Below are 22710 nucleotides of genomic sequence, written 5' to 3'. Positions count from 1 at the left end.
ACCATACACACCGCCATCTGTGCAACACTTTCGGCCGCCCGCCGCTTCCGGTATGGCCCGCCACCGCTCGGGCGCGGCGGCGCGGCCCGGCCCGGCCGGGCGTCGACGCGCCGCGCCGCGCGACTCACGGCGGAGGCCCCGCCCGCGCCCGCCCGGCCACCACCAGCCCCGCGTAGCGACCCTCGACGGCGAGCGTCACGACGATGTCGTCGACGGCGCACTCCGCCACGGCCGCGCCCTGCGCCTCGGCCACCTCTGCGGCGCGGCCGCACGGGTCGCCGGAGATCGCGCCGCTGGCGGCATCCGCCGCGGCGAGGGCCGCCGCGTCGGCGACCCCCGCGATCCGCTGGCTCGCCACGCCCGCGCCGCCGACGGCCAGCAGCCCCACCATGAGCGCGGAGGTGCCGGCCACCGCGGCGGCCGCGACGATCGACCCGGCCATCACAGGCCTCCCGCGAGCGCGCAGCTCGTCGCGCGCAGCGGCACCTCGATCGAGGCGATGCGCACGCCGGCCGAGGCCGTGACGCACACGAGGTCGCCGCGGTGCGTGACCGAGCTGTCGCCGCCCGGCACGGCGGCCGCCACCGCCTCGCCCGCGCGGCCCGGCTCCCCGCGGGACACGAGCCGGGCGGCATCGGCCGCGCCGTCCTGCAGCCGCACGTGCGTGGAGGCCGCGAGCAGCCCCGTCATGCCGAGCGCCACGATGAGCGCGACCGCCGGAAGGGCGAGGGCGAGCTCGGCCGTGACCGAACCGCGCTCGCCCTCCCCTCCCGTCCGGACCGCGGGTGCGTCGCGGCACGGGAGAACGCGCCACGCGCCCCGTGCGCGCCGCCGCTGCGTCCGATTCATCGCCCGGCTCCGGTCAGGCCGAGCTCAGGGCGCGGCGGATGATGTCGCTGAGCATGCTCTGCACCTCGCCGGAGCGGAGCACGGCGACGAGCAGCCCGGCGAAGGCCACCGCGGCGAGGGTGACGATGGCGTACTCCGCCGTGGACGCTCCGCGCTCGTCGGCGGCGAGTGCGGCGAGACCGCGGGTTCCGCCGCGGGCCAGGGGGCCGCCGCCGGGGAACGCGAGGATCTCGGCGCCCTGTGCGGAGGCGGTGTGCGGTGATGCGGTGTTCATGGTGACTCCTTCTTCTTATGGGGGTGGATGGATGGACGCTCACGGGAGGTCGGGAAGCGGTGAGGTCGACAGCACGGCCAGCAGCATCGGCGCCACGCCGAGGCAGAGGAAGGCCGGCAGCGTGCACACGCCCAGCGGCAGCAGCAGCCGCCCGCCGAGCCGGGCGGCGCGCAGCCGCCCCTCGGTGCGCGCGTCGTGCCGCTGCTGCACGGCCGTGGCGCGCAGCAGATCGACCGCGGGCACGCCGGCGCGACGCGACAGCTCCAGCACCCCGTCGATCTCGCGCTCGGCGGCGCCCTCGCCGTCGCCCCCGATGCCCTCCTCTGGTGCTGGCGCTCCCGTCTCCTCCGCGGCCGTGCGCACGAGGCCGCGAGCGCGGTCGACCGACGCCCCGCCGCCCAGCGCGATGGCCGTGAGCTCCGCGTGCATGCCGGGGACGGCGGCCGGCGGCTGCGCCGCGCGCACGAGGCGCGCGGTCCACAGGCGGGCGAGCACCAGCAGGCCGACACCCGCGACGAGGCAGGCGATGCCGATGGGATGCGTGACGAGCACGCCGAGGGTGTCGAAGCCGAGCGCGGCGCCCACCGCCACGCCGAACAGCGGGAGCCACGTCATGAGACGTGCGGTCGCCGCCGGCTCGGCGAGCGCGATCCTCACGTCGTCCATCGCCTCTTGGGCGTCGCGCAGCGCGAGCGCCGTCCCGCGCAGCGAGGGAGCCAGCGGCGCGCCGACTGTGGAGGCGATCTCCCACGCGGCCGCCACCTGCCGCCAGGCCGCCGCCTCGCCTCCGCGCGCCTGGCCCGCCCGCGGCGCGTCGGCGCCCTGCTCCTCGATCGCCTGCGGCGCGGGCGTTCCGGCCTCGAGCCGCTCGTGGATGCGGCGCGCCGCCTCGTCGCCCGCCTCGCCGACGTGCCGCCAGGCGGCAGCGGGAGCGGTGCCGGCCTCGAGCAGGACCGCCACCTTCAGCAGCGTCGCCGCGACGGCGGCCGGCGCCTGCGCGCTCACGCGTGCCACGGCCGCACCTCCTCGATCGCGAGCCGCCCGTCGCCGCCCACGCGGAAGCGGCCGGCGCTCGCGAGGCGGCGGCCGCCGTCCGGGCCGCGCTCCAGGTGCAGCACCCAGGCGATCGCGCTGGCGACCTGCCGCGCGACGGCGTGGTCGTCCATCCCGGCGAGCGCGCCGAGGGCCTCCAGCCGCGCGGGCACCTCGGCCAGACCGCTCGCGTGCAGGGTGCCCGCCCCGCCGTCGTGCCCGGTGTTGAGCGCGGTGAGCAGCTCACGCACCTCCTCGCCCCGGCACTCCCCCACGACGATCCGGTCGGGGCGCATCCGCAGCGACTCGCGCACGAGCCGCGCGAGTCCGATCCCTCCCGCGCCCTCGAGATTCGCCTGGCGGGCCTCGAGGGACACGTGATGCGGGTGGTCGATCCGCAGCTCCGCGACGTCCTCGATCGTGACGATGCGCTCGCGCTCGGGCGCGTGCGAGAGCAGCGCGCCCAGCAGGGTCGTCTTGCCCGTGCCCGTCGCGCCGGTCACGAGCAGGTTCTCGCGCGCGTGCACCATGCGCACCAGCCACGCCCGCACGGTGTCGGGGAACGCGCCCCCGGCGCTCAGCGCGTCGAGCGTCGCCTCGCCGAGCGCGGGGATCCGGATCGACAGCGCGGTCCCGCGGCGGGCGACCGGCGGGAGCACGGCGTGCACGCGGATGCCGCCGGACAGCCGCACGTCGACGCACGGCGTGCCGTCGTCGACGTGGCGGCCGCCCGCGGCGATCAGCGCCGTCGCGAGGTCGCGCACCTCCCGCTCCGAGGCGCGCCACGACGGATCGTGCTCCGCGCCGGCGCCGCGGTCGGCGAAGAGACCGTCGGCGCCGTTGACGAACAGATCGGTGACCCGCGGGTCCTCGAGGTAGGGCGCGAGCGCGCCGATTCCCGGGACGGGCGGGAGGCGGCGTGACCCCGCGGCCGCGGTGCGGCGGGGGCGGACGACGAACGGATCGGGCATGCCCCGACGCTAGGTCTGCCCGCCCCGCGCGCGCCCCGATTCCACAGCGCCGATCCGCCGCCGACGCGAGAAAGCGCCCTGTGAGCGAGCCCACCGACTTTCGGAGGTAGCCCCTGTCCGACGCCCGACGTAGATTCGGGAGCAACGTGCGACGACGCACGCCCGGCGCTTCGTCCGCCGGCGATCGATATCCGCAAAGGAGCGCGCTGCATGAGCAGTCAGATCGACCACCTCCTCGACGAGGACCGCCGCTTCGCCCCCGATCCGGCCTTCGCCGCGAACGCCGTGGCGAAGCCCGAGCTCTACAAGCGGGCCAAGACCGACCGCGAGGGCTTCTGGTCCGAGCAGTCGCGCGAGCTGCTGCACTGGAGCACGCCGTTCACGCAGGTGCTCGACTGGTCGAACCCGCCATTCGCGAGGTGGTTCGCCGACGGCGCGCTGAACGTCGCCTACAACTGCCTCGACCGCCACGTGGAGGCGGGCAACGGCGACCGCGTCGCCCTGCACTTCGAGGGCGAGCCCGGTGATTCCCGCGCCGTCACCTACGCGGAGCTCACCGACGAGGTCAAGCGCCTCGCGAACGTGCTCACCGACCTGGGCATCGGCGAGGGCGACCGCGTCGCGCTCTACCTGCCGATGATCCCCGAGGCGGTCGCCTCGATGCTCGCCGTGGCCCGCATCGGCGCCGTGCACTCCGTCGTCTTCGGCGGCTTCAGCGCCGACAGCCTGCGCTCGCGCATCGACGACGCGGGCGCGAAGCTCGTCATCACCGCCGACGGCGGCTGGCGCAAGGGCAAGGTCTCGCCCCTGAAGCCGGCCGTCGATCAGGCCCTCGAGGATCGCGGCGGTCTCGGCCCGCAGGCCACCGTCGAGCACGTGCTCGTCGTGCGCCGCGGCGAGAACGAGGTCGACTGGGTCGAGGGCCGCGACATCTGGTACCACGACGTCGTGCCGCAGGCGGCCGCCGAGCACGAGCCGCAGGCGTTCCCCGCCGAGTCGCCGCTGTTCATCCTCTACACCTCGGGCACCACCGGGAAGCCGAAGGGCATCCTGCACACCTCGGGCGGCTACCTCACCCAGGCGGCGTTCACGCACCGGAACGTGTTCGACCTGCACCCCGAGAGCGACGTGTACTGGTGCACGGCCGACATCGGCTGGATCACGGGTCACTCCTACGTCGTGTACGGCCCGCTGGCCAACGGCGCCACGCAGGTGCTCTACGAGGGCACGCCCGAGTTCCCGGAGCCCGGCCGGTGGTGGGACGTCATCGAGAAGTACAAGGTGACCATCTTCTACACCGCCCCCACCGCGATCCGCGGCTTCATGAAGCAGGGCCGACAGATCCCGCAGGCGCGCGACCTGTCGAGCCTGCGCCTGCTCGGCTCGGTGGGCGAGCCCATCAACCCCGAGGCGTGGATCTGGTACCGCGAGGTGATCGGCGCGGGCAAGACGCCCATCGTCGACACGTGGTGGCAGACCGAGACGGGCGCCATCATGGTGTCGGCGCTGCCCGGCATCACGGAGACCAAGCCCGGGTCCGCGCAGGTGCCCCTCCCCGGCATCTCGGCCGCCGTCGTCGACGAGAAGGGCGAGCCGGTCGGCGAGGGCAACGGCGGGCTGCTCGTCATCACCGAGCCGTGGCCCAGCATGCTGCGCGGCATCTGGGGCGACCCGGATCGCTTCGTCGAGACGTACTGGAAGATGTTCCAGGACAAGGGCTACTACTTCGCCGGCGACGGGGCGCGCCTCGACGACGACGGGGACATCTGGCTGCTGGGCCGCGTCGACGACGTCATGAACGTCTCGGGACACCGCCTCTCGACCGCCGAGATCGAGTCGGCGCTCGTGGCGCACGAGGCCACGGCCGAGGCCGCGGTCGTGGGCGCCTCGGACGAGACGACCGGCCAGGCGGTGGTGGCCTTCGTCATCCTCAAGGAGAGCTTCCTGCGCGCGCACAGCGCCGAGGGGCTGGCGAACGACCTGCGCGCCTGGGTGGGCGAGCAGATCGGGCCGATCGCCCGGCCGCGCGACGTCTACATCGTGGGCGAGCTGCCCAAGACCCGCTCCGGCAAGATCATGCGGCGCCTGCTGCGAGACGTCGCCGAGGGCCGCGAGGTCGGCGACACGACGACGCTGGCCGACACCGCCGTCATGAGCATCATCAGCGCCCAGGTGCGCTGACGTCGCTATATCCGCAAGTCTGTGCCAACTCCGGGCGGGCGAGCACGCGGACTTGGCACAGACTTGCGGACTAACCGCTCACGCGAAGGTGAAGGCCACCTCGACCTCGACGGGCGCGTCGAGCGGCAGCACCGCGACGCCGACCGCGGAGCGGCTGTGCGCCCCGGCCTCGCCGAAGATCTCGCCGAGCAGCTCGCTCGCGCCGTTGACGACGCCGGGCTGACCGGTGAACGCGGGATCGGAGGCGACGAAGCCGGTCACCTTGAACACGCCGGTCAGGCGGTCGACGCCGCCCACGGCCGCAGCGGCGGCCGCGATCGCGTTCAGCGCGCAGGTGCGGGCCAGGTCCTTCGCCTCGGCGGCGGGCACGAGCCCGTCGCCCTCGCCCACCTTGCCCGTGGCCGGCAGGCTGCCCGCCACCATCGGCAGCTGACCCGAGGTCCAAGCGAGGTCACCGTGCACCCTGGCGGGGATGTACGCGGCCACAGGCGGCACGACGGAGGGCAGCTCGAGGCCCAGCTCGCGCAGGCGCGCGGAGACGGTCACCGCTCGTCCTCGAACTGCTTGGCCGCCTCCGCGGCCGCGCCGAGGCCGGCGTTGGCCTCGCCCGATCCGACCGGGCGCTTCAGATAGGCGACGAGGCCGCCCTCCGGGCCCTGGACGACCTGCACGAGCTCCCAGCCCTGCTTGCCCCAGTTGTTCAGGATCGCTGCCGTGTTGTGGATCAGCAGCGGCGTCGTGAGGTACTCCCACGTGGTCATGACTCTCCCGTCATCGAGCGGCGCATCGCGAGTCCCCGGCGTCCGCGCGAACCATGTGCGCGGCCCTCCGCGTGCCGCCGCCGCATGTGAGGCGTCCCCCAGGGAACTCGCCTACCATCACCATATGCCCAACGCGAAAAGGACGCCGAGCGGCGTGCTCAGCGGCGTGCTCGGCCTCGTCGGCCTGAGCGCCGTCGCGGGCCTGCTGGTCACCGCGGCTGTCACCCCCGCCATCGCGATGAGCGGTGCCGCCGCCTCGAGCGCGATCAGCCTGTTCGAGAACCTGCCGGGCATCCTCAAGGTGGATCGTCCGATGGAGCCGAGCACCATCTACGCGAAGGACGAGGCCGGCAACGATGTGCAGCTGGCGACGTTCTACGACCAGAACCGCCAGCCGGTCGAGTACGACCAGGTCTCGCGCCACATCTACGACGCGATCCTCTCGAGCGAGGACCCGCGCTACTACGAGCACGGCGGCGTCGACCTCATCGGCACCACGCGCGCCCTGCTCAACAACGCCTCCGGCGGCACCACACAGGGCGGATCGTCCATCAGCCAGCAGTACGTGAAGAACGTGCTCATCCAGCAGTGCGAGCAGGAGGCCGCGGACGACGAGGAGCTGCGGGAGTGCTTCATGAAGCACACCAACTCCGAGGGCGTGGAGGGCTATGAGCGCAAGCTGCAGGAGATGCGCTACGCCATCGCGATCGAGAAGGAGTACTCGAAGGACGACATCCTGCTCGGGTACCTGAACATCGCGAACTTCGGCGGCCAGACGTACGGCATCGAGGCCGCCGCGCGCTACTACTTCAACACGAGCGCCAAGGATGTCACGGTCGGCCAGGCGGCGGTGCTCGCCGGCGTCGTCCAGAACCCGAACATCTACCGCATCGACATGCGCGACGGATCGACCGTCGACAGGGACGGCAACCCGATCAACAGCGAGGCCGACGGCTACTCGCTCACCAAGGGCCGCCAGCTGTACGTGCTCAAGCGCCTCCTCGAGGACGGCAAGATCACGCAGGAGCAGCACGACGAGGCGGCGGAAGAGCCGATCGTGCCGGACATCACGCCCACGGACCAGGGCTGTCGCGCGGCCGGCGGGTCCGCCTATTTCTGCCAGTACGTGAGGTCGGTCATCCTGACGGACGAGGCCTTCGGCGCGACCCCGACGGAGCGCGCGCAGAAGCTGCAGCGCGGCGGCCTCGACATCTACACGACGCTCGACCTGAGCGTGCAGCGCGCCGGCGAGGACGCGATGCGCGACTGGGCTCCCAGCCACATCGACGGCATGAACTTCGGCGCTACGGGTGTCTCCCTGGAGGCGCAGACCGGCCGGATCCTGGCGATGGTGCAGAACACGGAGTTCACGGAGAACAGCGACGAGCCCGGCAAGACCTCCATCATCTATGCCGCGGATGCAGCGCACGGCGCCTCCACGGGCTTCGAGGTGGGCTCCTCGTACAAGCTCTTCACCCTGATCGACTGGCTCGAGAAGGGGAAGTCCGTCAACCAGCGCCTCAACGGCACCAAGCACACGTTCTCGAGGATGAAGGCCTGCGGCCAGATCTCGCCGTCCGCGAAGGACACGGGCCAGATCGGCAACTACGGCGGCAGCGGCGGGTACTACGGCACGCCCATGACGTTCACGCGCGACTCGCTCAACACGGGCTACCTCGCGATGGCCGAGCAGCTCGACATCTGCGACATCAACAAGGTCGCCGAGCGGATGGGCGTGACGCTGGCGAACGGCGAGTCGGTGACCAAGACGAACGTGCCCTACGACGTGCTCGGGTCGAAGAACATCGCCCCGATGGACATGGCGGCCGCCTACGCCGCCGTCGCCAACGGCGGCGTGCTCTGCGAGCCCATCGCGATCGACCGCGTCGTCGACTCCGGGGGCGTCGAGCAGCCCGTGCCCGAGCCCAACTGCGAGAAGGTCATCGAGCCGAACGTCGCCGCCACGGCGGCGCACGTGCTGCAGGGCGTCATGCAGCCCGGAGGCACCGGCTACACATCGAACACCCGCGACGGCGTCCCGCTCATCGGCAAGACCGGCACGCACGAGGACGACCAGACCTTCATGGTGGAGTCGTCGACCAAGGTCGCGACCGCCGTCTGGGTGGGCAACGTCGACTCCGTGCAGGAGAACGGCCAGTGGGTGCGCAAGAGCATGTCGCGCCAGTGGGCGAACGGCATCAGGCTGTCGGACATCCGCCACAGGATCGCGCCGGCGCTGCAGTCGGCGGCCAACGCGAAGTACGGCGGCGACCCGTTCCCCGAGGCGGACCGCAACCTGCTCGTGACGCCGATGGCCGACCTCCCCGATGTCACGGGCAAGACGGTCGAGGAGGCCACGCGCATCCTGAGCGCCGCCGGTTTCGACGCGAACGTCGGCGAGCCCGTCACGGGCGACCAGCCCGACGGCACCGTGCAGACGCAGGAGCCGGGCGCCGGACGCGTCGCCGTGGGGACCGTCGTGACCATCAGCCCCAGCAACGGGCAGGGCGTGCGCGTGCCGAACGTGGCGGGCGCGGCCGTGGCGGCGGCGCTGGGCGCCCTGCAGTCGGCCGGCCTCGACCCCGCGCGGGGTTCCTGCTCGGAGGCCAAGGGCGCCGGCAGCGGCAAGGCCACCGGCACCGCGCCCGCGGCGGACGAGCTCGTCGCACCGGGCACGCGCGTGACCGTCGACTACCAGGCCGACGACTGCGGCGGCGGCAACAACGGCGGCGGCAACGGCGGCGGCAACAACGGCGGCGGCAACGACGACGATTGAATGATCGGACTCCTCGCATGATCGGCCGCCTCACCCGCGGCGTCGCCGGCGTCGTGGGCGCCGGTGCCGCCGCCGGCGCCCTCGCCGCCGCGTGGGGCGTCGGGATCGAGCGCCACCTGTACACGGTGCGTCACCACGTCGTGCGCATTCTGGAGCCCGACGCCCGCCCCATCCGCGTCCTGCACCTCTCGGATGCGCACATGGCGCCGTGGCAGCGCCGCAAGCAGGACTGGATCGCCCGGCTCGCCGGGCTGCGGCCGGATCTGATCGTCAACACCGGAGACAACCTGGGACACCCCGACGGTCTCCGCGGCATCCGAGCGGCGTTCGCGCCGTTCGCGGGCGTGCCAGGCGTCTTCGTCCACGGCTCGAACGATCTCTATGCGCCCACGCCGAAGAACCCGTTCCAGTACCTCGCCGGGCCGTCGCGGCGGCACAGCGAGCCCACGCGGCTCGACACGGATGCGCTCGACGCGTATCTGTCGGATGAGCTGGGCTGGCGGCGGATCGACAACACCGCGGTCCGCATGACCGTGGCCGGATCGGACCTGCGGTTCGCCGGAACGGACGACGCCCACCACGGCAGCGATCGCGTCGACGACACCCTCGCCGCGCTCGCCGCCCTCGGCGGGGACGGTCCGACCATCGGCGTGACGCACGCGCCCTACCGCCGCATCCTGAGCGCCCTGGCCGGTGCGGGAGCCGACATGCTGTTCGCCGGCCACACGCACGGCGGCCAGGTGCGTGTGCCGTTCGTGGGCGCCCTCGTGGGAAACTGCGATCTGCCGCTCTCGCAGGTGCGCGGGCTGTCGACGTGGACGCACGACGGGCGCTCCGTCCCGCTGAACGTCAGCGCCGGGCTCGGCCACTCGATCTACGCGCCGGTGCGCTTCGCGTGCCGCCCGGAGGCCTCGCTCCTCACCCTCGCTCCGCGCGTCTGATCACCGCTTCACGCTGCGCGGAGCCTCCGGCGAGCGGGGCCCGCCTTCATCACCGCGATCAAACGACTGAGGGACCCGCCTTTCGGCGGGTCCCTCAGTCATTTACGTCGGGGTGCGACCCACCGCTTCTCCACGCATCGCTTCGCGCTGCGCGGAGCCTCGGCGGCGGGTACCCGCCTTGGTCACCGCGAGCAAATGACTGAGGGACCCGCCTTTCGGCGGGTCCCTCAGTCATTTACGTCGGGGTGACAGGATTTGAACCTGCGGCCTCTTCGTCCCGAACGAAGCGCGCTACCAAGCTGCGCCACACCCCGTTTTGCAACCCTGCAAGTCTACCTGATGCCGCGGGCTGCGACGAACCGGTGCCCGAACCGGCGCGAACGGACACGTAGGCTTGGGGGGTGACAGAGAAGACCCCGCTAGTCGTCGTCTTCGACCTCGACGACACCCTGGCCCCTTCCAAGAGCCCCATCGACGCGCGCATCGGCGAGCTGCTCATCCGGCTCGCAGACCGCGTCGAGGTCGCCGTGATCTCCGGCGGACAGATCGGGCAGTTCCGCTCGCAGCTGGTCGAGCGCCTGCCGCACGCGCCGGGCGCGCTCGAGCACGTCCACCTGCTGCCGACCTGCGGCACGCAGTACTTCCGGTACGACGGCACCGACTTCGCCGTGCTGTACGCGCAGGACCTCACCGAGGACGAGAAGCAGCGGGCGCTCGTCGCCGTCGAGGAGGAGGCCCGGCGCCTGGGCTACTGGGAGAGCGACACGTGGGGCCCGATCCTGGAGGATCGCGGCTCGCAGATCACGTTCTCGGCCCTCGGCCAGGCCGCGCCGGTCGACGCCAAGCGCGCGTGGGACCCGACGGGCGCGAAGAAGTCCGCCCTGCGCGACGCCGTCGCGGCCCGCGTGCCCGACCTGGAGGTGCGCTCGGGCGGATCGACGTCGGTCGACATCACGCGCAAGGGCATCGACAAGGCATACGGGATGCGCCGCCTCGCCGAGCAGACCGGCGTGGCGCTGTCGGACATGCTCTTCTACGGCGACCGCCTCGATCCGGACGGCAACGACTACCCCGTGCTCGCGATGGGCGAGGTCGCGTGCGTCTCGGTCACCGGCTGGCAGGACACCGCCGACAAGCTGGACGCCCTGATCCCGACCCTGCCGCCGCGCGCCTGACGCGGGGCGGGCACCGGGTCCCGCGCCCGCCCCGACGGGTCAGCCGTCGTAGCCGCGCGGATTGCGCTGCTGCCAGTTCCACACGTCGCGCGTCATGTCGTCGATCGTGCGGGTGGCCGCCCAGCCCAGCTCCCGCTGCGCCTTCGACGGGTCGCAGTAGGTGGCGGCGAGGTCGCCCGCCCGGCGCTCGGCCATGACCTTCGGCAGCTCGCGCCCCACGGCCTTCTCGAACGAGGCGATCAGCTCGAGCACGCTCACGGGCCTGCCCGTGCCGAGGTTGTAGGCCACCAGCCCGGGCTGCGCCTTCTCGAGCGCCGCGACGTGCCCCTGCGCCAGGTCGACCACGTGGATGTAGTCACGCAGACCCGTGCCGTCGGGGGTGTCGTAATCGCTGCCGTACACGTTGATCTCGGGCAGCGATCCCACGGCCACGCGCGCCACGAACGGCATGAGGTTGTTGGGGATGCCCTTCGGGTCCTCGCCCACCAGGCCCGACTCGTGCGCGCCGACCGGGTTGAAGTAGCGCAGCAGCGTGACGTTCAGCTCGGGGTTGACGCGCTGCACGTCGGCGAGCACGACCTCGTTCATGAGCTTCGACTTCGAGTACGGGTTCGACAGGTGCACGAGGTCGCGCGTGGCCTCCTCGGTGAACGGCAGGTCCGCCGGATCGGAGTAGACCGTGCCGGTGCTCGAGAAGATGAACGAGGTGATGCCGCGCTCGAGGCCCACCTTCATGAGCGTGTACGTCGTGTCGAGGTTGTTGCGGTAGTACAGCAGCGGCTTCTGCACCGACTCGCCCACGGCCTTCTTGGCCGCGAAGTGCATGATCGCGTCGAACGGACCGTGTTCGTCGAACGCCCGCTCCACGTCCTCCACGTGCGCGGCGTTGCCGGCGACAAGCGGGGCGCGCTTTCCGGTGATCTGGTGGATCCGCTCGGTGACGACACCGCTCGTGTTCGTGAGGTCATCGAGCAGCACCGCCTCGTGGCCGGCCTCGAGGAGGGCGATCGCAGTGTGGGTCCCGACGTATCCGGCGCCGCCGGCAAGGAGTACTCGCATGCCCCCAGCCTACGGCCGTCGCGGGCGCGCACCCGCGCGTCAGCGCGCGCCGAGCGCTCCCCCGGACTCCTCCAGGTAGCAGGCGCCGCACAGCGACTCGTAGGTGACGAAGTGGTCGTCGCGCACGGCGGCCGTGGCGGCGTCGATCGCCACCTGATCACCGTCGAACACGAACCGCCCGCCCACGACGCGGCCGTTGAACAGCGCTTTGCGTCCGCAGCGGCAGATCGTCTTCAGCTCCTCCAGCGAGTGCGCGATCTCCAGCAGGCGAGCGGATCCCGGGAAGGCGGCGGTGCGGAAGTCCGTGCGGATCCCGTAGGCCATGACGGGGATGCCGTCCTCCACCGCGATGCGGAACAGGTCGTCCACCTGCGGCGAGGTGAGGAACTGCGCCTCGTCCACGAGGAGGCACGCGACGTCACGCGGGCGGCCGGGGATGAGCGCGTCGTCCACCGCCGCGCGGACCCGCTCGCGGTGCGTGCGGAAGAGGGCGCGCGCGTCGGCGTCCGGCGCGATCAGGAAGTCGACCGTGCGCGTCACGCCCAGGCGCGACTCGATCTGATCCGCGCCCTTCGTGTCGATCGCCGGCTTGGCCAGCAGCACCGCCTGGCCACGCTCCTCGTAGTTGTAGGCCGCCTGCAGCAGGGCGGTGGACTTCCCCGAGTTCATCGCGCCGTATCGGAAGTACAGTTTGGCCACCGCACAAGCCTACGCGCGCGGGGCGCGCCGCCGCCGCGGAGGCGCTCACTCCCGCGCGTGCACGGCGACGACCGACCGGGCTCGTCCACAGGCGGCGGTCGGGCGCCATCCGTCCACGGATCCGGCACGCGCGCTCCGCGTCGCGACCCGCGCCCGTAGCGTCGATGCCGACCCGTCACCACCGACGAGCCCCACAGAATCACCGAAGACCCGAGGAGGATCGGATGCCCGTCTACACCGTCGACAGCGACATCGTCATGGAGAAGGCCGCCGCCGTCGGCGGCACGGTCGGCCGCCTGCAGGCAGAGACCGCCACCCTGCAGGCCCAGCTGCGCGACCTGCAGGGCTCGTGGACCGGCATGGCCGCGGGGGCCTTCCAGTCCAGCGCCGAGGAGTGGCGCGCCGTGCAGGCGCAGGTGGAGCAGGCGCTCGCGGCGCTCGGCGAGTCGCTGCGCGCCGCCGGCACGCACTACGCCGACACCGAGCACGCGGCGATGGCCATGTTCCGCTGACCCGCGCCGAAGACGACGAACGGCCCCTCCGAGGAGGGGCCGTTCGCGGGGAGTGGATCAGAAGTCCATGCCGCCCGCGGCGTCGGCCGGCGCCGGCTGGTTCTTCTCCGGCTTGTCGGCGACGACGGCCTCGGTGGTGAGGAACAGGCCGGCGATCGACGCCGCGTTCTGCAGCGCCGAGCGCGTCACCTTCGCCGGGTCGATGATGCCCGCGCCGAACATGTCGACGTACTCACCCGTGGCTGCGTTGAGGCCCTGGCCGGCGGGGAGCTCGGCGACCTTGGCGGCCACGACGCCCGGCTCGAGGCCGGCGTTGAGCGCGATCTGCTTCAGCGGCGCCTCGATGGCGATGCGCACGATGCCCGCACCGGTCGCCTCGTCGCCCTGGAGCTGCAGCTTGTCGAACGCGGTCGCGCCGGCCTGGATGAGGGCCACGCCACCACCGGGGACGATGCCCTCCTCGACGGCCGCCTTCGCGTTGCGCACGGCGTCCTCGATGCGGTGCTTGCGCTCCTTGAGCTCCACCTCGGTGGCCGCACCCGCCTTGATGACGGCCACGCCGCCGGCGAGCTTGGCGAGGCGCTCCTGCAGCTTCTCGCGGTCGTAGTCGCTGTCGGTGTTCTCGATCTCGCGACGGATCTGGGTCACGCGGCCCTCGATCTGGCCCGCGTCGCCCGCGCCCTCGACGATGGTCGTCTCGTCCTTCGTGACGATGACCTTGCGCGCGCGGCCGAGCAGGTCGAGCTCGGTGTTCTCGAGCTTGAGGCCGACCTCCTCGGTGATGACCTGGCCGCCGGTGAGGATCGCGATGTCCTGCAGCTGGGCCTTGCGACGGTCGCCGAAGCCGGGGGCCTTCACGGCGACCGACTTGAAGATGCCGCGGATCTTGTTCAGCACGAGCGTGGCCAGGGCCTCGCCCTCGACGTCCTCGGCGATGATGACGAGCTCCTTGCCCGACTGGATCACCTTGTCGACGACCGGCAGCAGATCCTTGATGTTCGAGATCTTCTGGTTGGCGATGAGGATGTACGGGTCCTCGAAGACGGCCTCCTGGCGCTCCGGGTCCGTGACGAAGTAGGGGTTCAGGTAGCCCTTGTCGAAGCGCATGCCCTCGGTGAGCTCGAGCTCGGTGCCGAACGCCTGGGCCTCCTCGACCGTGACGACGCCCTCCTTGCCCACCTTGTCGATGGCCTCGGCGATGAGCGCGCCGATCTCCGGGTCGGCGGCCGAGATCGACGCGGTGGCGGCGATCTGGTCCTTCGACTCGACCTCCTTGGCGTTCGCGAGCAGCTCGTCCGTGACGGCCTTGACGGCCTTCTCGATGCCGCGCTTCAGGCTGATCGGGTCGGCACCGGCCGCGACGTTGCGCAGGCCCTCGCGCACGAGCGCCTGGGCGAGCACGGTCGCCGTCGTCGTGCCGTCACCGGCGACGTCGTCGGTCTTCTTCGCAACCTCCTTGACGAGCTCCGCGCCGATCTTCTCGTACGGGTCGTCGAGCTCGATCTCCTTGGCGATCGAGACGCCGTCGTTCGTGATGGTGGGAGCGCCCCACTTCTTCTCGAGCACGACGTTGCGACCGCGCGGGCCGAGCGTCACCTTGACGGCGTCGGCCAGCTGGTTGAGGCCGCGCTCGAGGCCGCGCCGGGCCTCCTCGTCGAAAGCGATCATCTTTGCCATGTGTGTGTCGTCCCTCCCGGACGTAGGCGTATGGGTTTAGCACTCAAATCCTGCGAGTGCTAACGCCATTCTGGCACTCGACCCCAGGGAGTGCAAGCCGCGTGGCGCGGGCTCCCGGCGCGCGGGAACGCCCCGGAACCGAGGGGTCCGGGGCGTTGCGGGATGAGGGAGGGTCAGACGGGGCGGACGGCCTCCGCCTGCGGGCCCTTCTGGCCGGTTCCGACGGTGAACTCGACGGCCTGCCCCTCCTCGAGCACGCGGAAACCGCCCATCTCGATGTTGGAGTAGTGGACGAAGACGTCCTGGCTGCCGTCGGCGACGGTGATGAACCCGTACCCCTTCTCGGCGTTGAACCACTTGACGGTGCCCTGGGTCATGCTGGAACTCTCCTGGTGCTGCGGGGGATCGACAGCGACAGCGTAGCCACGCGCCACACGCGGGCGAGAGGGTTCAGAGCAGGTTTGACATGCGCGATGCCGAACGTTTACCCGGCGGAAACACGATCCAGGCCGAGCACCACCGTGACGACCTTCGTCTCCGCGTCGGCGACGTACGCGGTGCTCTCCTCGAGGCGTCCGCCGCCCAGCGCCTCCGCGACGCCGGCCGCGGCCGCCTCGTGCTCCGGCGCGGCGTAGTACACGACGGTCTCGGGGATGTCCGTCGCGCTGGAGGCGCTCGCCGAGACGTCGTCGCCGTTCCAGCCGGCCGCGACGAGCTGCTCCTCGGCCCGCACCTCGATGCCCTGCGACGCCGTCCCGTTCAGGATGAGCACCTGGTAGGAGGGGTCTACGACGGCTTCGACCGTGGGCACGGGGTCTGGGCCCGCGACGACGTCCGGCTGCTGCTGTGACAGCGCGAGGAACGTCACCACCCCCACGCAGAAGAGCACGACCGCGCTGACACCGGCCCAGAGCAGCGCCACGCCCACCCGCAGGCGCGGGTTCTCCGCGCGGTGCGCGCCGACGCGGTCGCGCTGTCGCGGCACGTCGTCGAAGCGATCGCGGGGGTACGTCTCGTTCGGCACCCGACGATGCTACCCGGCGCCGCGACGCCGATTCTGAGTGCCGCGGTCTCCGGTTCCGCGCGTCAGGCGTGCAGGGCGGCGCGGCGCGCGAGGCGCTCGTCGCGCACGCGGCGCAGGCGCTTCACGAGCAGCGGATCGTGCTCGAGAGCCTCGGCGGTGTCGATGAGCCGACCCAGCAGCTGGTAGTAGCGGGCGGGCGTCATGCCGAGGGTGGCGCGGATCGCCTCCTCCTTGGCACCCGCATGCCTCGTCCACTCCGCCTCGAAGGCGAGGATCGCGCGGTCGGTCTCGGTCAGTGCCACGTCCTCCACGGTAGGCGGCGTGCTCGGGTCGCCCAGGAGGCGCACCGCACGGGCGGCTGATCGGCCGAGGACCCCTACGGCGTGCGCTCCTCGATCCACGCGCCCAGCGGGTCGGCGGCGGCCAGGATCTCCCCGTCCAGCGCGAGCGCGAAGCCGTCCCAGCCGTCGGGATCGGGCCGGCGCGTCCACGCGTCGTGCAGGCCGGGAGCGTCGAGCGTGATCCAGCGGGCATCGAGCGCGCGGATCTGCCGGATGAGGCGCTCCCGCGCCGCGCGCGGCACGTGCGGCAGCACGCCGGGGGTCGTCACGACGAGGGTCGCGCCGGCGGGCGCCCGAGCCGCGAGCGCCTCGAGCGCGCCCGGCGCACTGGCGTCGCCCGCAACGAGCAGGGGCGGGTCGGCCGCCGCGATGTCGAGGGCCGCCGCGATCCGCGCGGCCCTGCCGCGCTCGCCCGGCCAGACGAGCCCCGTGATCCAGTCGCGGTCGACGGGGTCGGCCGCATCGCGCGGCGCGGGGTCGATGCCCGCCCGCCACACGATCTCCGGCAGTGCCCCGGGCACGGGCGTCCCACCGCGCAGCACGCAGTCGAGCACGACCGAGGCTCCGCTGCCCACCTCGCGCACCGATCCGTCGTCGCTGCGGAAGCGGTACGCGTAGCGATCCGGGTAGAGGCACAGCCCGGCCGACGCGCCGATCTCGAGCAGCGCGATCGGCCCCGGTACGCGCTGCAACGCGTACAGCAGCGGCGCGCACCGCCCCGGCTCGTTCGTCTGGATGCCGCGCGCCGCGCACTCGGCGACCACGCGATCCGCGTGCGAGAGGACGAAGCGCGCCCACGCGTCATAGTCACCCTCGGCGGCGCCGAGCATGCGCGTCACGGCGAAGACGAGCGGCGGCTGGCGGTGGGGCGGGTCCAGCCGCGCGAGCACCGCGGCCACGGCCTCGTCGGCGGCCACGCCCGCCGCCCACTGCGCGTACAGCGCGCTGCGGCCGGGGGCCTCATCCCGCGCGAAACGGGCGTAGCGCTCCTGCACGGCGGCGACCTCGGGATCCATGCGTCACAGTCTGCCTCTCACGCGCCCGGCACCCCCGATCCGCGTACCCTTGAGGCATGGCCTACGAAGTGCAGAAGTCCGAGGACGAGTGGCGCGCCGAGCTCGGCGAGGAGCAGTACGCGGTGCTCCGCGGGGCGGCGACCGAGCGCCCGTGGACGGGCGAGCTGCTGGATGAGGAGCGCGCGGGCATCTACGCGTGCGCGGCGTGCGGCAACGAGCTGTTCGTCAGCGGCACGAAGTTCGACTCCCACTGCGGCTGGCCGAGCTTCTACGAGTCGGTGCGCCCCGAGGCCGTGGAGCTGCTCGAGGACACGAGCCACGGCATGGTGCGCACCGAGGTGCGCTGCGCGAAGTGCGGATCGCACCTGGGGCACGTCTTCCCCGACGGCTTCGGCACCCCCACCGGCGACCGCTACTGCATGAACTCGATCGCCCTGGACTTCACGCCCGAGTCGTGAGCGCCGCCGGCGCCGACTCGGCGCATCCCGCCCGCGACGCGGTGCGCGCCCGGCGCTCGTACTCCAAGGTGACCGACGAGGCGCCCACCCGCGCGGAGCTGCTGGAGCTCGTGGCCGCCGCCTCGCGCGTGGCGGATCACTCCGGCCTGCGCCCATGGCGGCTCATCGAGCTGCGCGGTGCGGATCGCGAGAGACTGGGCCGCGCGATCGCGAAGGCGCAGGACGAGCGGGAGCCCTCGACCAAGCCGCTGCGCGCGCCGCTGCTGATCGCGATCGTCGCGTGCATCCGCGCGAGCGAGAAGGTGCCGGCGTGGGAGCAGGAGGCCGTCGCCTCCGGCGTCGCCCACACGCTCAGCCTGCTGCTCGACGAGGCCGGATGGGGCGTCATCTGGCGCACCGGCCACTACACGCGCAGCAAGGCCGTGGCGAAGGCGCATCGCCTCGAGAAGCACGAGCGCCTGCTGGGCTGGCTCTACGTGGGCGGCAAGCCCGAGGGCGAGCGCGGCGGCCACCGCAAGACGATCGACGCCGAGGCGTTCCTCACTCGGCTGCCGGAGTAGCCGGCGCGCCGGCCGCGTGGCGCCGGCGCCAGCGCACCGCCGCGATCACGACGCCGATCGACGCGAGCGCGACGGTCGTGGCGGACTGCCACGCCGCGGCGGGCGCCTCGGGCGGCCAGATCGCGTCGAGCACGACCGATCCCAGCAGCTGGCCCAGCACCGAGGCGAGCCCGAACAGCAGCACCCCCGTGCGCGCGACGAGCGCGGCGCTCATGAAGATGTACACGCAGCCGATCGCGCCGCCGAGATAGAGCCACGGCGCGGCGGGCAGCGGCTCCGGGGCGCCCACCACCCCGACGTGCACGAGGGCGGCCACGGCCAGCACCGCCGTGCCCCCGACGAAGTTCACGGTCGTGGCCGCGAGCGCCGAGCCGACCGCCGCGCGCAGCCGGCCGTTCGTCGCCTGCTGCCATGCCACGGCGAATCCCACGAGCAGCGGCAGCACGAGCATCCACAGCGGGGCGCGCGAGACCGCGTCGCCGCCGAGCGAGAACGCGACGGCCACGAGGGCGAGCGCCGCGCCGATCACGCGCGGCATCGTCACCGCCGTGACGCCCGCGGGCCCGTAGCCGATGCGGTCCACGACGATCCCGATGAGCGTCTGCCCCGCGACCATGCCGACCGTGAACAGCGAGACGCCGATGATCGCGACCGTGAGGCCCTGCGTCGCGACGGTGAGGGCGCCGGCCGCGCCGCCGATGAGCATCCACCACGGCGCGGCGCCCGATCGGACGGCCGCGAGGAGCGAGCGGATGCCCGCGCGCCCGGCGGGCAGCAGCGCGCTGAGCACGAGCAGGATCGCCAGCCCGCTGCCGAAGGAGATGACGGCGGCGACGAGTCCGTCGTCGAGCGCGACGCCCAGCTGCGCGTTGATGCGCGCCTGCAGGGCGGCGAGCACGCCGACCGCGACGGCGCCTCCGATCGCGAGCACCGCCGGCATCCAGGAGCGGGCGGCGGGAGGAGCGACGGTCACCGATCAAGCCTACGCCCGCATCCCGCCCCGCCTGCCGCGTCGGCGACCCTCGCCCCGGCAACCCCTCGGCCCGAGCCCCGGCAACCCCTCGGCCCTCGCCCCGGCAACCCCTCGACGCGCGCACCGGGCGGCGGTTAGCCTCGGGGCATGGGCGGGCCGAGCGCGAGCATGGTGATCCTGGGAGCCGGGGGCGATCTGACCGAGCGGCTGCTGCTGCCGGGACTGGCGAGCCTGCTGGTGCGCCACGACTACGAGGTGCAGGTGATCGGCGCGAGCACCGGCGAGAGCAGCGACGACGACTGGCGCCGGCTGATCGCCGACAGCTTCGCGAAGGTCGAGGGCGGCGGCGACGGCCCGCCCGACATCCTCGAGTCGGCCACCTACATCCGCGCCGACGCGACGAGCGCCGACGATCTGCGGCGCGTGCTCGCGGAGTGCCGCCACACCCCCGTGATCTACTTCGCGCTGCCGCCGAGCGTGACGATCTCCGCCTGCGAGGCGCTGCGCGAGGTCGATCTGCCCGATGACACGAGGCTCGCGCTCGAGAAGCCGTTCGGCACGGACCAGGCCTCGGCCCGCCGGCTCAACCGGCTGCTGGCGCAGCTCGTGCCGGAGACGCAGATCTACCGCATCGACCACTTCCTCGGCATGTCGATGGTGCTGAACATCCTCGGCATGCGCTTCGCGAACCGGATGTTCGAGGGCGCCTGGCAGCGCGAGAGCGTGGAGCGGGTGGAGATCGTCTTCGACGAGACGCTGGGCCTCGAGGGCCGCGGCGGCTACTACGACGCGGCCGGCGCACTCATCGACATGCTGCAGAGCCACCTGCTGGAGGTGATGGCGCTCGTCGCGATGGAGCCGATCCCGCGCCTGGACGAGGTCGAGCTGCGCTCGAACATCGCGCAGGTGCTGCGCAGCACGCGCGTCGCGGATCCGGTCGCCGACAGCCGGCGGGCGCGGTACACCGCCGGGAAGGTCGGATCGCGCGAGCTGCCGTCGTACGCCGACGAGGAGGGCGTCGACGCGAGCCGCGAGACCGAGACGCTCGCCCAGATCACGTGCGAGATCGACACGCCCCGGTGGCGCGGCGTGCCCTTCGTCCTGCGCTCGGGCAAGGCGATCGCCGCGGACCGCACGACCGTGACGGTGCGGATGCGCCCCGTCGAGCCGATCGAGGGCCTGACGGGCACGCCGCGCCCGGACGAGATCACGATGGACCTCATGACCGGCGACGTCGCGCTGGCGGTGACGATGAACGGCAGCGGCGACGCGTTCACGCTCGAGCAGAGCGTGCTCGAGACCGAGAAGAAGCCCGGCGACCTGCTCCCCTACGGCCAGGTGCTCAAGGGCATCCTCGACGGCGACCCCCTGCTGTCGGTGCGCGGCGACGTGGCCGAGGAGTCGTGGCGGATCGTCGAGCCGATCCTGAAGGCCTGGCGCGACGGCCGCGTGCCCCTCGAGGAGTACCCGGCGGGCTCAGCCGGCCCCGGCTGGGACACCGACGACGCCTGAGCCCGCGGATCGCGGTGATCGTTATCTCCGCGTCCCTTCGGCCGCTGACGTTCAGCAGCCGTTCCGGTGCGACCTCATCCCGCGCTTCGAATTCAGCCGCGTCACTCGTGCTCGGATGATCCCGCCGAGCGCGCCGACCACGGTGAGCGTGCTCACCGCCGCGAACGACGCCAGGTAGATCCACGCGCCGCCCAGGTTGGCGCGCTGATCCGGCCGGCTTGCAAGGACCACCCCGATCGCAAGGCAGACGGCGAGCGTCGTAGCCACTAGGTGGATGCCGTCCGCTCGCTTCAGGCCTCCGACGGCCGCGACGGCGACAACCGTCGTCACCGCTGCCGCAAGTCCCGCCAGCGTCAGGGCCGTGCCCGTCCAGCCGACCGCCGACTCGAGCCAGTTCGGTTCGCCGCAGCTGTAGACAAGCGGCGCGAACCCCCACAGCTTCGGCTGCATGCAGCGTTCGTTGAGCGCGTGAAGGAAGAACGCACCCAGCGATGCGCCGGTGGGGATGAGAATGCCTGTGAGCAGCGCGAGCCAGCCGGCCCGGATCAGGACGCTCGAAGCCGCGGTTGTTGCGGTGATGCGCCAGAAGGTGCCGGCTGAGGGGCTCGAACCCACGACCCCCGCTTTACAAGAGCGGTGCTCTACCAACTGAGCTAAGCCGGCGCGGGATCCATCCTAGGGTGCCCGCCGTCGGCCTCACTCGGACGGCGTCGCGCTCTCGGTCGGCGTCGGGGTGGGCGTGGGCGTCGACAGGTAGGCGTCGCTCTCGACCGTGAGCACGAACTGCGTGAACTCGGCCGGATCGTCGAGCGACCCGACGTACACCTCGCCGTCCACGAGGATCAGCGGGGCACCCGTGAGCGTCACGTCGTCGGTGCCGGGAAGCGATCCGTCCAGCGCCTGGGCCGTCGTCTCGCGCGCCCAGTCGAGGTACGGGGCCAGCTCGATGCACTCGCGCACGTTGCGCTCGTTGGCGGCGCCGGCCGCGACCGCCAGGTCGGCAAGCTGCTCGTCCGTGTATCCCGCGGTGCCCGGCTCGGGCTGGTCGAGCAGCAGCGCGTGGTTGAACGACGGGAAGGCGTCAGGCGCATGGGTGGCGACGCACGCGGCCGCGGCGACCGCACGCTGCGAGTACTTGGTGCCGTTCGACTTGGGGGTCAGCAGCGCGACGGGGTGGTAGCTGAGCGAGACGGTGCCGCCCTCCACCCAGCGCGCCAGGCGCGCGGCGTTGGCGCGCTCGAACTCGCCCGACTCGGCCGAGAGGTAGTCCACGTAGACGCGGATCTGCACCGGCTCGGTCTCGGGCGTCTGCTCCGCCTGCTCGGTCGGCGTGGGGGTAGGTGTGGGCGTCGCCTCAGCCGAGGCGATCATGGCGGACAGGTCGCGGCCGTTCACCGAGAAGCCGCCGTCGACGAACCCGGCCGGGACCCGGGTCTCCGAGGTCACCTCGGGCACGACCGTGTTCGTGATCGCGATCGCGGCCGCGGCGACCACGGCGAGCGCGCCCACGCCGATGCCGGCGCGCGTCAGCAGGCGCCGTCGCGTCTGCCGCGCGGAGACCTGCTTCGCCTTCGCGCGCAGCGCCTCGCGGCGGTTCACCTCGGCGGGCGTCTCGGCTGCCTCCCGAGCGTCCGGCGCCTGGGCGGGGTCGACGGGCTCGCCGTCCGGGCGCTCGTCCGGTGCCGGCGCGTTCGACGTCTCGTCGCTCGACATGGTCCTCCCTCGCCGCGGGTGCGGCCTCCACAACCTTCCAGAGGATAGTCCCGCGGCCTGGGAATGCGCTCCTCCGGCTCTCCCCGGCCGCCTCCGCATCGCGCCGCGCTCGTCCTGGCCCGCCGCGGATTCTCCCCAGGCGACACGCCCGCATGCCATACTGAGGGCGACCCAAAGGCGGGTCGCGGCGGGCACGCTCGCCGTTC

25 protein-coding genes and 2 tRNA genes are annotated in these 22710 nt (G+C 72.6%); 8 read left to right on the top strand and 19 right to left on the bottom strand.

Annotated features, from left to right (window positions below; translation table 11 throughout):
- Positions 1–124: 124 nt before the first annotated feature.
- The 5 genes from ACYVJ0_RS05310 to ACYVJ0_RS05290 are packed head-to-tail and all read right to left on the bottom strand — an operon-like array spanning position 125 to position 3126.
- A complete protein-coding gene (locus ACYVJ0_RS05310; protein WP_460816464.1) occupies positions 125–442 on the bottom strand; it encodes an Rv3654c family TadE-like protein in 318 nt (105 codons plus the stop codon).
- Complete coding sequence (locus ACYVJ0_RS05305) at positions 442–849, bottom strand: TadE family type IV pilus minor pilin (RefSeq protein ID WP_460816462.1); 408 nt, start codon at positions 847–849, stop codon at positions 442–444. The genes ACYVJ0_RS05310 and ACYVJ0_RS05305 overlap by 1 nt, the downstream gene beginning before the upstream one ends.
- 13 nt (positions 850–862) lie before the next feature.
- Positions 863–1123 (bottom strand): DUF4244 domain-containing protein, encoded by a 261-nt coding sequence (locus ACYVJ0_RS05300; protein WP_449854632.1) that lies wholly within the window; start codon positions 1121–1123, stop codon positions 863–865.
- A gap of 39 nt (positions 1124–1162) precedes the next feature.
- The gene (locus ACYVJ0_RS05295; protein WP_460816461.1) at positions 1163–2137 is read right to left on the bottom strand and encodes a type II secretion system F family protein; all 975 of its coding nucleotides are present in this window, start codon (positions 2135–2137) and stop codon (positions 1163–1165) included.
- The gene (locus ACYVJ0_RS05290) at positions 2125–3126 is read right to left on the bottom strand and encodes a TadA family conjugal transfer-associated ATPase (protein ID WP_460816459.1); all 1002 of its coding nucleotides are present in this window, start codon (positions 3124–3126) and stop codon (positions 2125–2127) included. The genes ACYVJ0_RS05295 and ACYVJ0_RS05290 overlap by 13 nt, the downstream gene beginning before the upstream one ends.
- A gap of 210 nt (positions 3127–3336) precedes the next feature.
- On the opposite strand from ACYVJ0_RS05290, the gene acs reads away from it, so the two are divergent.
- Positions 3337–5307 (top strand): acetate--CoA ligase, encoded by a 1971-nt coding sequence (acs, locus tag ACYVJ0_RS05285; protein WP_460816458.1) that lies wholly within the window; start codon positions 3337–3339, stop codon positions 5305–5307.
- A 78-nt stretch (positions 5308–5385) separates the two neighbouring features.
- Here the strand turns inward: acs and ACYVJ0_RS05280 are convergent, their stop codons facing one another.
- Both ACYVJ0_RS05280 and ACYVJ0_RS05275 read right to left on the bottom strand, forming a co-directional pair.
- Positions 5386–5853, bottom strand: a complete 468-nt coding sequence (locus ACYVJ0_RS05280; RefSeq protein ID WP_449854638.1) for a RidA family protein — start codon at positions 5851–5853, stop codon at positions 5386–5388.
- A complete protein-coding gene (locus ACYVJ0_RS05275; RefSeq protein ID WP_449854639.1) occupies positions 5850–6068 on the bottom strand; it encodes a DUF4177 domain-containing protein in 219 nt (72 codons plus the stop codon). Before ACYVJ0_RS05275 ends, ACYVJ0_RS05280 begins: the two co-directional genes overlap by 4 nt.
- Positions 6069–6192: 124 nt before the next feature.
- On the opposite strand from ACYVJ0_RS05275, the gene ACYVJ0_RS05270 reads away from it, so the two are divergent.
- On the top strand, positions 6193–8844 hold the full coding sequence (locus tag ACYVJ0_RS05270) for a transglycosylase domain-containing protein (protein ID WP_460816456.1): 2652 nt from the start codon (positions 6193–6195) through the stop codon (positions 8842–8844).
- A 17-nt stretch (positions 8845–8861) separates the two neighbouring features.
- Positions 8862–9785: a metallophosphoesterase gene (locus ACYVJ0_RS05265; protein ID WP_449854641.1), complete on the top strand. Its 924-nt coding sequence runs from the start codon at positions 8862–8864 to the stop codon at positions 9783–9785.
- Between the two features lie 240 nt (positions 9786–10025).
- Here ACYVJ0_RS05265 and ACYVJ0_RS05260 read toward each other — a convergent pair.
- Positions 10026–10099, bottom strand: a tRNA-Pro gene (locus ACYVJ0_RS05260).
- An 87-nt stretch (positions 10100–10186) separates the two neighbouring features.
- On the opposite strand from ACYVJ0_RS05260, the gene ACYVJ0_RS05255 reads away from it, so the two are divergent.
- Positions 10187–10960, top strand: coding sequence for an HAD-IIB family hydrolase (locus tag ACYVJ0_RS05255; RefSeq protein ID WP_460816454.1), 774 nt, complete (start codon positions 10187–10189; stop codon positions 10958–10960).
- A 39-nt stretch (positions 10961–10999) separates the two neighbouring features.
- Here the strand turns inward: ACYVJ0_RS05255 and galE are convergent, their stop codons facing one another.
- Entirely contained in the window at positions 11000–12019 is a 1020-nt protein-coding gene (gene galE, locus ACYVJ0_RS05250) for a UDP-glucose 4-epimerase GalE (RefSeq protein WP_460816453.1), read from the bottom strand.
- A 39-nt stretch (positions 12020–12058) separates the two neighbouring features.
- Complete coding sequence (locus ACYVJ0_RS05245) at positions 12059–12718, bottom strand: thymidine kinase (protein WP_460816451.1); 660 nt, start codon at positions 12716–12718, stop codon at positions 12059–12061.
- Between the two features lie 224 nt (positions 12719–12942).
- Here ACYVJ0_RS05245 and ACYVJ0_RS05240 point away from each other — a divergent pair, with 224 nt between their 5' ends.
- Positions 12943–13230 carry a WXG100 family type VII secretion target gene (locus tag ACYVJ0_RS05240; RefSeq protein WP_449854647.1) on the top strand — a complete coding sequence of 96 codons (288 nt, stop codon included), beginning with the start codon at positions 12943–12945 and terminating at the stop codon, positions 13228–13230.
- A gap of 57 nt (positions 13231–13287) precedes the next feature.
- Here ACYVJ0_RS05240 and groL read toward each other — a convergent pair whose 3' ends face one another.
- The 5 genes from groL to ACYVJ0_RS05215 all read right to left on the bottom strand — a co-directional run bounded on the left by groL (position 13288) and on the right by ACYVJ0_RS05215 (position 17288).
- Complete coding sequence (gene groL, locus ACYVJ0_RS05235; protein ID WP_449854648.1) at positions 13288–14907, bottom strand: chaperonin GroEL; 1620 nt, start codon at positions 14905–14907, stop codon at positions 13288–13290.
- 173 nt (positions 14908–15080) lie between these two features.
- Entirely contained in the window at positions 15081–15284 is a 204-nt protein-coding gene (locus ACYVJ0_RS05230) for a cold-shock protein (RefSeq protein ID WP_449854649.1), read from the bottom strand.
- Positions 15285–15391: 107 nt separating this feature from the next.
- Positions 15392–15931 carry a LytR C-terminal domain-containing protein gene (locus tag ACYVJ0_RS05225; RefSeq protein ID WP_449854650.1) on the bottom strand — a complete coding sequence of 180 codons (540 nt, stop codon included), beginning with the start codon at positions 15929–15931 and terminating at the stop codon, positions 15392–15394.
- Positions 15932–15993: 62 nt separating this feature from the next.
- A complete protein-coding gene (locus ACYVJ0_RS05220) occupies positions 15994–16233 on the bottom strand; it encodes a DUF3263 domain-containing protein (protein ID WP_449854651.1) in 240 nt (79 codons plus the stop codon).
- A 74-nt stretch (positions 16234–16307) separates the two neighbouring features.
- Positions 16308–17288, bottom strand: coding sequence for a DUF2332 family protein (locus tag ACYVJ0_RS05215; protein WP_460816449.1), 981 nt, complete (start codon positions 17286–17288; stop codon positions 16308–16310).
- A 56-nt stretch (positions 17289–17344) separates the two neighbouring features.
- Here ACYVJ0_RS05215 and msrB point away from each other — a divergent pair, with 56 nt between their 5' ends.
- Both msrB and ACYVJ0_RS05205 read left to right on the top strand, forming a co-directional pair.
- A complete protein-coding gene (gene msrB / locus ACYVJ0_RS05210; RefSeq protein WP_449854653.1) occupies positions 17345–17746 on the top strand; it encodes a peptide-methionine (R)-S-oxide reductase MsrB in 402 nt (133 codons plus the stop codon).
- Entirely contained in the window at positions 17743–18306 is a 564-nt protein-coding gene (locus ACYVJ0_RS05205) for a nitroreductase family protein (protein WP_460816447.1), read from the top strand. Before msrB ends, ACYVJ0_RS05205 begins: the two co-directional genes overlap by 4 nt.
- Here ACYVJ0_RS05205 and ACYVJ0_RS05200 read toward each other — a convergent pair.
- On the bottom strand, positions 18287–19279 hold the full coding sequence (locus ACYVJ0_RS05200) for a DMT family transporter (protein ID WP_460816446.1): 993 nt from the start codon (positions 19277–19279) through the stop codon (positions 18287–18289). The genes ACYVJ0_RS05205 and ACYVJ0_RS05200 overlap by 20 nt on opposite strands.
- Positions 19280–19426: 147 nt before the next feature.
- Here ACYVJ0_RS05200 and ACYVJ0_RS05195 point away from each other — a divergent pair, with 147 nt between their 5' ends.
- On the top strand, positions 19427–20791 hold the full coding sequence (locus tag ACYVJ0_RS05195; RefSeq protein WP_460816444.1) for a glucose-6-phosphate dehydrogenase: 1365 nt from the start codon (positions 19427–19429) through the stop codon (positions 20789–20791).
- A 51-nt stretch (positions 20792–20842) separates the two neighbouring features.
- On the opposite strand, the gene ACYVJ0_RS05190 is transcribed toward ACYVJ0_RS05195, so the two are convergent.
- The 3 genes from ACYVJ0_RS05190 to ACYVJ0_RS05180 all read right to left on the bottom strand — a co-directional run bounded on the left by ACYVJ0_RS05190 (position 20843) and on the right by ACYVJ0_RS05180 (position 22504).
- Positions 20843–21406 (bottom strand): hypothetical protein, encoded by a 564-nt coding sequence (locus ACYVJ0_RS05190; RefSeq protein WP_460816442.1) that lies wholly within the window; start codon positions 21404–21406, stop codon positions 20843–20845.
- Positions 21382–21454: transfer RNA gene (locus ACYVJ0_RS05185), tRNA-Thr, on the bottom strand. The genes ACYVJ0_RS05190 and ACYVJ0_RS05185 overlap by 25 nt, the downstream gene beginning before the upstream one ends.
- A gap of 33 nt (positions 21455–21487) precedes the next feature.
- Complete coding sequence (locus ACYVJ0_RS05180) at positions 21488–22504, bottom strand: DsbA family protein (RefSeq protein WP_449855144.1); 1017 nt, start codon at positions 22502–22504, stop codon at positions 21488–21490.
- Positions 22505–22710: the final 206 nt, after the last annotated feature.

The sequence above is a fragment of the Microbacterium petrolearium genome, assembly GCF_054782875.1.
Note: the sequence above shows the minus strand (reverse complement) of the source record. Positions and strands in the feature narration are given on the sequence as shown.

What these genes read in the sequence shown, in the direction of transcription:
- acs (WP_460816458.1), top strand. Translation starts at nt 3,337, where the DNA reads ATGAGCAGTCAGATCGACCACCTCCTCGACGAGGACCGCCGCTTCGCC.
- ACYVJ0_RS05180 (WP_449855144.1), bottom strand. Translation starts at nt 22,504, where the DNA reads ATGTCGAGCGACGAGACGTCGAACGCGCCGGCACCGGACGAGCGCCCG.
- ACYVJ0_RS05230 (WP_449854649.1), bottom strand. Translation starts at nt 15,284, where the DNA reads ATGACCCAGGGCACCGTCAAGTGGTTCAACGCCGAGAAGGGGTACGGG.
- ACYVJ0_RS05195 (WP_460816444.1), top strand. Translation starts at nt 19,427, where the DNA reads ATGGGCGGGCCGAGCGCGAGCATGGTGATCCTGGGAGCCGGGGGCGAT.
- ACYVJ0_RS05290 (WP_460816459.1), bottom strand. Translation starts at nt 3,126, where the DNA reads ATGCCCGATCCGTTCGTCGTCCGCCCCCGCCGCACCGCGGCCGCGGGG.
- ACYVJ0_RS05300 (WP_449854632.1), bottom strand. Translation starts at nt 1,123, where the DNA reads ATGAACACCGCATCACCGCACACCGCCTCCGCACAGGGCGCCGAGATC.
- groL (WP_449854648.1), bottom strand. Translation starts at nt 14,907, where the DNA reads ATGGCAAAGATGATCGCTTTCGACGAGGAGGCCCGGCGCGGCCTCGAG.
- ACYVJ0_RS05270 (WP_460816456.1), top strand. Translation starts at nt 6,193, where the DNA reads ATGCCCAACGCGAAAAGGACGCCGAGCGGCGTGCTCAGCGGCGTGCTC.
- ACYVJ0_RS05240 (WP_449854647.1), top strand. Translation starts at nt 12,943, where the DNA reads ATGCCCGTCTACACCGTCGACAGCGACATCGTCATGGAGAAGGCCGCC.
- ACYVJ0_RS05305 (WP_460816462.1), bottom strand. Translation starts at nt 849, where the DNA reads ATGAATCGGACGCAGCGGCGGCGCGCACGGGGCGCGTGGCGCGTTCTC.
- msrB (WP_449854653.1), top strand. Translation starts at nt 17,345, where the DNA reads ATGGCCTACGAAGTGCAGAAGTCCGAGGACGAGTGGCGCGCCGAGCTC.
- ACYVJ0_RS05310 (WP_460816464.1), bottom strand. Translation starts at nt 442, where the DNA reads ATGGCCGGGTCGATCGTCGCGGCCGCCGCGGTGGCCGGCACCTCCGCG.
- ACYVJ0_RS05275 (WP_449854639.1), bottom strand. Translation starts at nt 6,068, where the DNA reads ATGACCACGTGGGAGTACCTCACGACGCCGCTGCTGATCCACAACACG.
- galE (WP_460816453.1), bottom strand. Translation starts at nt 12,019, where the DNA reads ATGCGAGTACTCCTTGCCGGCGGCGCCGGATACGTCGGGACCCACACT.
- ACYVJ0_RS05265 (WP_449854641.1), top strand. Translation starts at nt 8,862, where the DNA reads ATGATCGGCCGCCTCACCCGCGGCGTCGCCGGCGTCGTGGGCGCCGGT.
- ACYVJ0_RS05215 (WP_460816449.1), bottom strand. Translation starts at nt 17,288, where the DNA reads ATGGATCCCGAGGTCGCCGCCGTGCAGGAGCGCTACGCCCGTTTCGCG.